Annotated in this window: 7 protein-coding genes; 3 read left to right on the top strand and 4 right to left on the bottom strand. The window is 68.2% G+C overall.

Annotated elements, in window-relative coordinates; genetic code table 11:
• Nucleotides 1-137: 137 nt before the first annotated feature.
• Genes E8P82_RS11390 through E8P82_RS11380 form a run of 3 tightly spaced genes read right to left on the bottom strand, consistent with a single transcriptional unit; the run spans nt 138 to nt 2,167 of the window.
• A complete protein-coding gene (locus E8P82_RS11390) occupies nt 138-905 on the bottom strand; it encodes an SCO1664 family protein (protein ID WP_136454991.1) in 768 nt (255 codons plus the stop codon).
• Complete coding sequence (locus E8P82_RS11385) at nt 905-1,450, bottom strand: DUF3090 domain-containing protein (RefSeq protein ID WP_136454989.1); 546 nt, start codon at nt 1,448-1,450, stop codon at nt 905-907. Before E8P82_RS11385 ends, E8P82_RS11390 begins: the two co-directional genes overlap by 1 nt.
• Nucleotides 1,451-1,468: 18 nt before the next feature.
• Nucleotides 1,469-2,167 carry an MSMEG_4193 family putative phosphomutase gene (locus E8P82_RS11380; RefSeq protein WP_136454988.1) on the bottom strand — a complete coding sequence of 233 codons (699 nt, stop codon included), beginning with the start codon at nt 2,165-2,167 and terminating at the stop codon, nt 1,469-1,471.
• Nucleotides 2,168-2,225: 58 nt separating this feature from the next.
• Here E8P82_RS11380 and E8P82_RS11375 point away from each other — a divergent pair, with 58 nt between their 5' ends.
• Entirely contained in the window at nt 2,226-3,161 is a 936-nt protein-coding gene (locus tag E8P82_RS11375) for an NADP-dependent oxidoreductase (RefSeq protein WP_136454986.1), read from the top strand.
• 104 nt (nt 3,162-3,265) lie between these two features.
• Nucleotides 3,266-3,826: a hypothetical protein gene (locus E8P82_RS11370; RefSeq protein WP_136454985.1), complete on the top strand. Its 561-nt coding sequence runs from the start codon at nt 3,266-3,268 to the stop codon at nt 3,824-3,826.
• Between the two features lie 27 nt (nt 3,827-3,853).
• On the opposite strand, the gene E8P82_RS11365 is transcribed toward E8P82_RS11370, so the two are convergent.
• A complete protein-coding gene (locus E8P82_RS11365; RefSeq protein WP_168796556.1) occupies nt 3,854-5,416 on the bottom strand; it encodes a chitinase in 1,563 nt (520 codons plus the stop codon).
• Between the two features lie 204 nt (nt 5,417-5,620).
• On the opposite strand from E8P82_RS11365, the gene E8P82_RS11360 reads away from it, so the two are divergent.
• A complete protein-coding gene (locus E8P82_RS11360; protein ID WP_136454981.1) occupies nt 5,621-7,948 on the top strand; it encodes a glycosyltransferase family 2 protein in 2,328 nt (775 codons plus the stop codon).
• Nucleotides 7,949-7,970 lie beyond the last annotated feature (22 nt).

The raw sequence follows: 7,970 nt of genomic DNA, 5'->3' as shown, positions 1-7,970 counted from the left end.
CAACACCGGCAAGAACCGGCTCCGCGGCCCCACCTACCAGACCACCATCAGCATCAACATCCTCCCCGACCCAAGTCCTTGACAACCCCACCCACCGCCTAACTACACGGCATTGCCCCTAGGGGGCGTGAGCCGGCTCAGAACAGCGGCCAGGGCACAGCCGACATCCGGCCGCTCGGAGCCGGGAACTGCGCGCTGGATCGCAGCCGGGCACAGCGGGCACCGAGGGCAGCGATCTCATCAGCGCCGAGCAGATCGGTCAATCGTTGGCCCAGCTCGCCCTGCAGCGCGGTACTGACACGGTCGACGCCTTCGAGTTCTTCGGCGGTGAGCGCGTCCCCCACCCACCCCCAGAGCACCGTGCGCAGTTTGTGGTCGGTGTGGAAGGTGAGGCCGTGGTCCACTCCGTAGCGGTGGCCCTCGCTCATCGCGAGGATATGGGCACCCTTGCGGTCCGCATTGTTGACGACGACGTCGAACACGCTCATGCGCCTGAGCGCAGCCGAGTCCTCGTGGACGAGGGCGACGATCTGCCCGGTCTCGTCCTGACCCTCGAGGACCTGCTTCCAGCCGGTCTCCGGCACGTCCTCCCGTGAGACGAGGTCCACGGCACTCTCCGCGGGGTCCTCTTCCTGCCAGAGCTGCACCATCCCTTCGCCGAACGGACCGTCGCGGAGCCAGGTCCGCGGCACCACGTTCCAGCCGAAAGTCTCGGACACCAGGTAGGAGGCAACCTCACGGTAGGCCAACGTTGCGTCGGGGAAGTCCCACAGCGGGTGCTCGCCCGCAATCGGCTTGTACACGACGGCTGCGTCCCCGATGGTGCCCAGGAAGGTGGCGTTCGACGCCGTCGTGATGCGGCCGGTGAGCGTCAGTTCGGCGCTCACCAGGTCCGGAGTCGGCATCAGTCCTCGGGAGGGGTGCAGGTGTGCCCGTCGGCATCGATCGGCTGCCCGCAGTCGGAACAGATGGGGCGCCCGGCATCCACCACCTCACGGGTCCGCATGGCGAACGCACGCGCGGTGCCCACCGGCATCCGCACACGCAGCATCTCGGTGACGTCGTCGTCGTCGACCAGCGGATCGTCGGCCTCGTCGGCTTCAGTGAGCGGATACGCCTCGATGACGACCTGCACCGTCGTAGGATCCCACCCCAGGCTCATGGCACCGGTGCGGAACTGCTCCTCCACGGAGTCGAGCTGGTCGTTGTCGACCAGTTCCGTGGGAGTACCCACGGGGACGCTGAAGGGGTTGCCGTCGAGAGTGATGAGCTGGTCGAGGATCTCGTCGATCTTCTCGGCGAGCAGCGCCGACTGCTGTTTCTCCAGCGCGATGCTCACAACCTGTTTTCCCTCGCGTACCTGGAGGTAGAACGTGCGCTCGCCGGGGACGCCTATGGTGCCGACGACGACCCGATCGGGCCAGGTGAATTCGTGAACTTGTGTAGGCATATCTCTATTTTAGGCGCTTCAGACCGGTGGCGCGTCCTGTCCTGCACCACCACCCACCGGCGCGTCACTCGAGTGGGTGGTGGTCGCCAGCCACGCCAGATCACCCGCGTCGGTGTTGGTCGCATAGACCGTCGGACGGTTCGTGGCGTAGTGCACGATCGACACCGACGCCGGGCCCACGGTGATGCGCTGGAACAGGTCCAGGTGCATGCCGAGCGCGTCCGCGAGGATCGCCTTGATGATGTCGCCGTGACTGACCGCCACCCATACGGCGCCCGCTCCGTGCTCGCCCTCGAACAGTGCATCCCGCCGTCGGACAGCTGCCACCGCCCGGGCCTGCATCGCCGCCATGGACTCCCCGCCGGGGAACGTGACGGCGGACGGCTGCGACTGCACCATCGGCCACAGCTCCTCGGTCGCAAGCTCGGTGAGCGTGCGTCCCTGCCACCGGCCGTAGTCGCACTCGGTGAGATCGGGATCGACCGGCGCGGGTGGGGCGGACTTCTGGCGGTCGATGATGAACTGGGCCGTCTGCTGACACCGCTCCAGGGGACTCGACACCACGCCGACCAGAGGTACAACGGCGAGCCGTTCCCCGGTGGATTCCGCCTGGTCACGCCCCACCTGGTCGAGGCTGATGCCGGTGGTGCGCCCGGCCAGCAGTCCGGTGGCGTTCGCTGTGGTGCGGCCGTGCCGCACGAGAAGTACTGTGGCCATCCACCCAGCGTAGCCACCTGCTCGACGATGGTGCGCCCCTCAGGTGTCTAATGGAGGCATGGTCAAGGGATGGATTGCTCCGGAGTTCGGCGACATCGAGGTTCTGCGCATGGTCGACGTCGACGTGTCGGAGCCACAGACAGGTGAGGTCACGATCAAGGTCGTGGCCGCGGGCATGAACCCGGCCGACTACAAGCACTTCGCAGCCGGGTCCGATCGCAGCCAGCTCCCGGTCCGCGTGGGCTACGAGGTGGCCGGCGTCATTGCCGCTATCGGGCAGGAGACCGAGATCGCTCCGGGGGGAGGCGCGGTGGGGGACGAGGTCCTGGCGTTCCGCATCTCCGGAGGTTATGCCGAGTCGGTCACCGTTCCGGCGCGCGATGTCTTCGCGAAACCGCCGTCCCTGGATTTTCCGCAGGCAGCCAATCTCCTGCTCGCGGGAACGACGGCGGCCGAGATGCTGCACGTCGTGGGGGCGGAGTCGGGGGACACGATCGTGCTGCACGGCGCATCGGGTGCCGTCGGTGTGAGCGTGCTGCAGCAGGCACGGCGGCGTGGCATCCGGGTGATCGGTACGGCGAGCGAGGACAGTGCGGGCGTCGTCGAGCAGTTCGGAGGTGTGCACACGGTGTACGGGGAGGGACTGGAGGGGCGCCTCCGCGAATTGGCACCCGACGGGTACGCCGCTGCGCTCGACGCGGTCGGGACCGACGAGGCCATCGACGTGTCCCTGGCGCTCGTCGCGGACCGGACGCGGATCGTCAGCATCGCCAACTTCGCCCGCGCCGAGGACGACGGGTACCGCGTCATCAGGGGGTCCGACCCGGACAGCGCGGCTTTCCGGGATGACGCCCGCCAGGGACTCATCGACCTGGCCGGAGCGGGGCAGCTCGAGGTACCGGTGGCGCGTACCTTCCCCCTCGAGGACGCTGTCGAGGCGCTGCGCTTCCTCAGCAGTCAGCATCCGGGCGGGAAGCTGGCGCTGCTGCCCTGAAGACTCCGCTGCGTCGGGCGGACGAAGCACGAGCGTCCAGCCACGGCCGTCCGCTAGGCCGGAAAGCATGGTGGCAGCGCCGAACGCCGTGATACGTTGCGCCGATGAAGAGACTCGCGACTGCAGCGCTCGCACTGGCCCTGGCCCTGACCGGGTGCAGCGCCGAGGAGCCGGTCGTGACCCCGGAAACCTCGGACACGACGGCGGCAGCCACGTCGAGCGCCGCTGCCGGTTCGGAAGCATCCGCCGCTGAAGAGCCTGAAGCGGAACCTGGCGACGAAGCGGGCGAAGGGGTCTCTCCCGATGCCACCGCAGGCGCTGCAACCGGGAGCCTCGAAGCGCGCGAAGCCACCGAGACCGTCCCTGCCGAGCTGATACCGAACGAGTTCACGGAGGTCTGCGCCGATACCATGCAGCAGATCGCCCCGCTCGCCGAGGAGGCGCTGGAGCAGGCTGACGATCCCGCTGCAGCATCCTCCCTGTACGGCCGGATGGCGGACATCTTCGCGGACGGCGTGGAGCGTGTCGACGGACAGGACGTCAAGGCTGCCTTCACCGCGATGGCCGACTCCTTCCGCGATGTCGCCGACAACCTCGGTGAAGCGAGCACCGAGCAGCTGGGTGACGCCAACGAGCAGTTCATTGCGGCCTGCTTCGGAGGCTGAGTCACCACAGCAGAAGCCGGGAGGACACTAGGAGTCTTTCTTCTCCTCGATCGCCTTCACCAGCGCGGCGTCGTCGAGCTTCTCCCACGGGGAGGCGTCCGAGCCCTGCACGGCGGCCTCAGGACTGTCGCCCTGGCTCCACCACTTCGCTTCGTACACGCGCCCGTCCACGAGGATGCGGTCCGCCCGCTCGTACACGGCCTTCGGATCCCACTCCGGGTACAGACCGGCCGGAGCCGTGGCGACGGGTACGGGCCGTTCGCCCGGCAGCACCGGACCCAGCAGGGTCCACGGCGTCTCCTCGGCCTGCAGCACGGGATTGTCCGGCAGATCGCCCTGTGTCCAGTACTTCGCGGTGTACACGTTCCCGTGCCACACCACCCGGTCGTCCTCACGGTACGTGCCCACCTCGGACCAGACGGGATAGGGGCTGGTCTCCGGATCGTCCTCCACCAGGGCCTCGGGCGACTCCTCGGCCACCGGTTCCTCGGAGAGCGTCGCCGCCCGGCCCTCGAAGTCGGCGCCGAGCACCGGAGCGAAGGCGAGCCCCTGCTGATCCAACCCGCTGCAGGAGTCCGAGACCACCGTGACGTCGGCGTAGTTCTCGCTGCACGTGGCATCCCGGTTCAGTGACCACATGGACATCCTGCCTGCGCCGCGCTCGACGGCGAAGGCATTGAACGCCTCCGCGTCCTCGAGCGTGAACACCTCGCCCTCGACGTCGTTCTGGCCGATCATGGGCGTCAGGCCGATCTTCCGCCATGCCGCCTGCGGCCCGAGCTCCAGCCCAGCCTGCCCGTACAGCACCTGCACCTGACGGTGCGTGGCCTCGGCGGCATTCCGGGAGGCCGTCAGCATGTCCGTGCCCTCGGGCCGACTGCCGCCGTAGTCCATGGTCATGATGTTCACTCCGGCGAGGTCGACGCCGGCCTCGAGGAACTGGGTGACGGTCGCGGTTCCGTCCGCGGTCAACCCCGTGGGCGCCACCGGCAGGGTCAGCCACACGTTCAGCGGCGCCGCGGTATCGGTGCGCTCCTCCTGCAGGGCGGCCATGGCCTCGGCCCGGCGCTTCCCGGCAGCGGTGTCCTTGAGATTCTCACCCTCGATGTCGAGATCGACCGTCGCCAGGTCGTACCGGTCGATCACCTCCGCGTACGCGTCCATCAGCTCATCCGGATCGGTGCACGCCGTGGCCAGTTCGTCGTTGAGGAGCCCGCCGAAGGACACGATCACCTCTTTGCCGTCCTGTGCCATGCGCGCCACGCGGCGGTCCAGGTCGAGGACCGTCCCGGCGTCGTCGAGCGAGTAGTAGGTACCCCACGACGGCGTGCACGGCTCGGTGCCGGACGCCACGATGAAGGACAGGACAGCACCGCCGCCGATGTCCTTCGCGGGGTCCTCGAACGCGTAGGACGGGGTGGCTGTCACATCGACGTATCCGGCGAAGAACGCTCCGGTGCTCTTCGCCGCACGGGCGTCCTCCCACCGGTCGACGCCGGTGAGGCCGCCGACGGCGAGAGTCGCGACGACGCCGAGGAGCAGGACGAGGCGGACCAGGGAGAGTCTCCGGCCCGGGAAACGTGCAGACACGAGTAACCCCAGATCATGACGGCAGCAGTGGAGGAGGAGAGAAGGTGAGACCGCGAACGCTGCGTGGAATGCCCATGGTACTGGCGGGAACGATCGGCGCAACTCGCTGACGATCGGCTCCCGGCTGCCGACAGTAGGGCTCGATACCGGGTCCGTGGAGGCCACCACCGGGCCAGGAAGTATCCGCCGACTCCCGGGTAGCCCATGTCCAGACACCTCGCCGCTCCAGTGCCCGATCCCGCAGCACCACGCCGTCGCCAGTGGGGTGCCGAGCGCCGCTCGGAGCCGCTGTCCATCGTGCATCCGGCGCCTTCGGCGCGGAAGATCGCCCTCGGGCGCCTCGCGATCGTCACCACCGTGCTGGCGTGGGTGACGTACATCGTCACCACCATCGTGCGGCAGTTCGCGAACAACCCGAACGCCGGTTTCCGGTTCCAGCTGGAGGCGACGTCGTACCTGATCGTCGTCACGTTCCTGACCTTCTCGGCACTGATGTACCTGCTCGCACGCCAGGGCGCCCTCTACCGGTTCCGTGACCACCGGCGGGTGCCACGCGGCGAACTGGACCGGCACTTCGCCGACTACCACGAGGGCATCACCGTGCTCGTGCCCTCCTATGCGGAGGAACCCGCCGTCGTCCGCGCCACCCTCTGGTCCGCCGCGCTGCAGGAGTTCGAGAACATCCGGGTGGTCCTGCTGCTCGATGATCCGCCCCACCCTGGCGACCCGGCGATCCGCGAGCGGCTGGAGGCCACCCGGGCGCTGACCTTCGAGATCGAAACCAGCCTGCTGGAGCCGGCCGCCGCCGCCGCTGCAGCTCTGACCGCGTTCGACGCGGCGGAGGCCGCGCGCGACGGCGACGCCCCGCCGTCGTGCCTGGACCTGCCCCCGCTCATCGCGGCGTACGAGGCCGCAGCGCTCTGGCTCGAGGACATGGCCGATGCCGAGGCGGTGGCGGACCACGTGGACGAGTTCTTCGTGGATCTGGTCCTCATGGGCCTGGCCCGCGAGCTGCGCCTGACCATGTACGCGCTGCGTGCCGCGCTGGCGCAGGAGCAGCACCCCGAACCTGGCCGGATCCGCGAGCTGTACGTGCGGCTGGTGCGGATCTTCTCCACGCGGCTCGAGACCTTCGAGCGCAAGGCCTATGCCTCGCTCTCGCACGAGGCGAACAAGGCCATGAATCTCAATGCCTACATCTCGCTCATGGGCACGCGATGGGAGAAGGAGCACGTGGCCACCGGCACCGTGCTGCGCGCCCTGGCCGACGGGGAGGACGCCGAGGGTCGGGACATCCTGGACGTACCGGACTCCACCTACCTGCTCACGCTCGACGCCGACTCCCTGCTGTTGCGCGACTACTGCGTCCGGTTGGTGTACCTGCTCGAATCCCCCGGGAACGAGCGGATCGCCGTCACGCAGACCCCATACTCGTCCTTCCGCGGGGCGCCCACGCGCATCGAGCGGGTGGCGGGGGCGACGACGGACATCCAGCACATCCTGCATCAGGGCATGTCCTACTACGGGTCCACGTTCTGGGTGGGTGCCAACGCCGTCATCCGCAAGCGCGCGGTGGAGGACATCGTCGAGGTCGAGACCGTGGGCGGCTTCGAGATCAAGACCTACATCCAGGACCGTACGGTCATCGAGGACACGGAATCCAGCGTGGATCTGGGCACCCACGGGTGGACCCTGATGAACTACCCCGAGCGTCTCAGCTACAGCGCCACACCGCCGGACTTCGGCTCGCTCGTGGTGCAGCGTCGGCGCTGGGCCAACGGCGGGCTGCTGATCCTGCCCAAGCTGTGGAACCAGATACGACGTCGACGCCACCTCCGCGAGCAGGTGCTGATCCGCGAGGTGCTGCTGCGGGTCAACTACATGGCGTCGATCGCGTGGGCGAGTTTCGGGTTGCTGTTCCTCCTGGCCTACCCCTACGACAGCCGGCTCCTCAGCCCGGTGGTCTTCCTGGCCGCTGCACCGTACTTCCTGGCGATGGGCAGCGACCTGCGGGACTGCGGGCACCGCTTCTCCGACATCTTCCGGATCTACGGCTTCAACCTCGTACTGCTGCCGGTGAATCTGGCAGGCGTCCTGAAGTCCATCCAGCAGGCGCTCACGGGCGAGAAGATCCCGTTCGTGCGCACGCCGAAGGTGAAGGACCGCACCGCGGCGCCCGGGCTCTACGTGGTCGTTCCGTACCTGATCGTCGCGTTCTCCCTGCTCACGCTGGTGCGTGATTCCCTGGAACAGAACTGGGGGAACGCGATCTTCGCCGGGCTCAACGCCATGCTGGCGGCGGGTGCCATCCGCGCGTACATCGGGATCAAGAACTCGGCGGTGGACATCTCGCTCGGTGTCCTCAACTGGTTGTACGTGGTGCCGCGGGTGGAGACGGTACAGGAGTCGAAGGTGATCCAGAAGACGGCGGCGGAGGCGGACTGGGAGTCCATCCTCTACCACGGGGATCGCCGCCTGAACCGGGATCTGCGCTCCGGCAACGACCGGCGCCGCCGGGCCGGGGTGAGATGAACGGGGTGAGGTGAACCTGGCG

This window comes from Arthrobacter echini (genome assembly GCF_004803505.1).
Lineage (GTDB): Bacteria > Actinomycetota > Actinomycetes > Actinomycetales > Micrococcaceae > Arthrobacter_D > Arthrobacter_D echini.
Note: the sequence above shows the minus strand (reverse complement) of the source record. Positions and strands in the feature narration are given on the sequence as shown.

Excerpts from the sequence above, each read along its gene's own strand:
- E8P82_RS11370 (WP_136454985.1), top strand. The coding sequence starts at position 3,266 with ATGAAGAGACTCGCGACTGCAGCGCTCGCACTGGCCCTGGCCCTGACC.
- E8P82_RS11360 (WP_136454981.1), top strand. The coding sequence starts at position 5,621 with ATGTCCAGACACCTCGCCGCTCCAGTGCCCGATCCCGCAGCACCACGC.
- E8P82_RS11385 (WP_136454989.1), bottom strand. The coding sequence starts at position 1,450 with ATGCCTACACAAGTTCACGAATTCACCTGGCCCGATCGGGTCGTCGTC.
- E8P82_RS11380 (WP_136454988.1), bottom strand. The coding sequence starts at position 2,167 with ATGGCCACAGTACTTCTCGTGCGGCACGGCCGCACCACAGCGAACGCC.
- E8P82_RS11375 (WP_136454986.1), top strand. The coding sequence starts at position 2,226 with ATGGTCAAGGGATGGATTGCTCCGGAGTTCGGCGACATCGAGGTTCTG.
- E8P82_RS11390 (WP_136454991.1), bottom strand. The coding sequence starts at position 905 with ATGCCGACTCCGGACCTGGTGAGCGCCGAACTGACGCTCACCGGCCGC.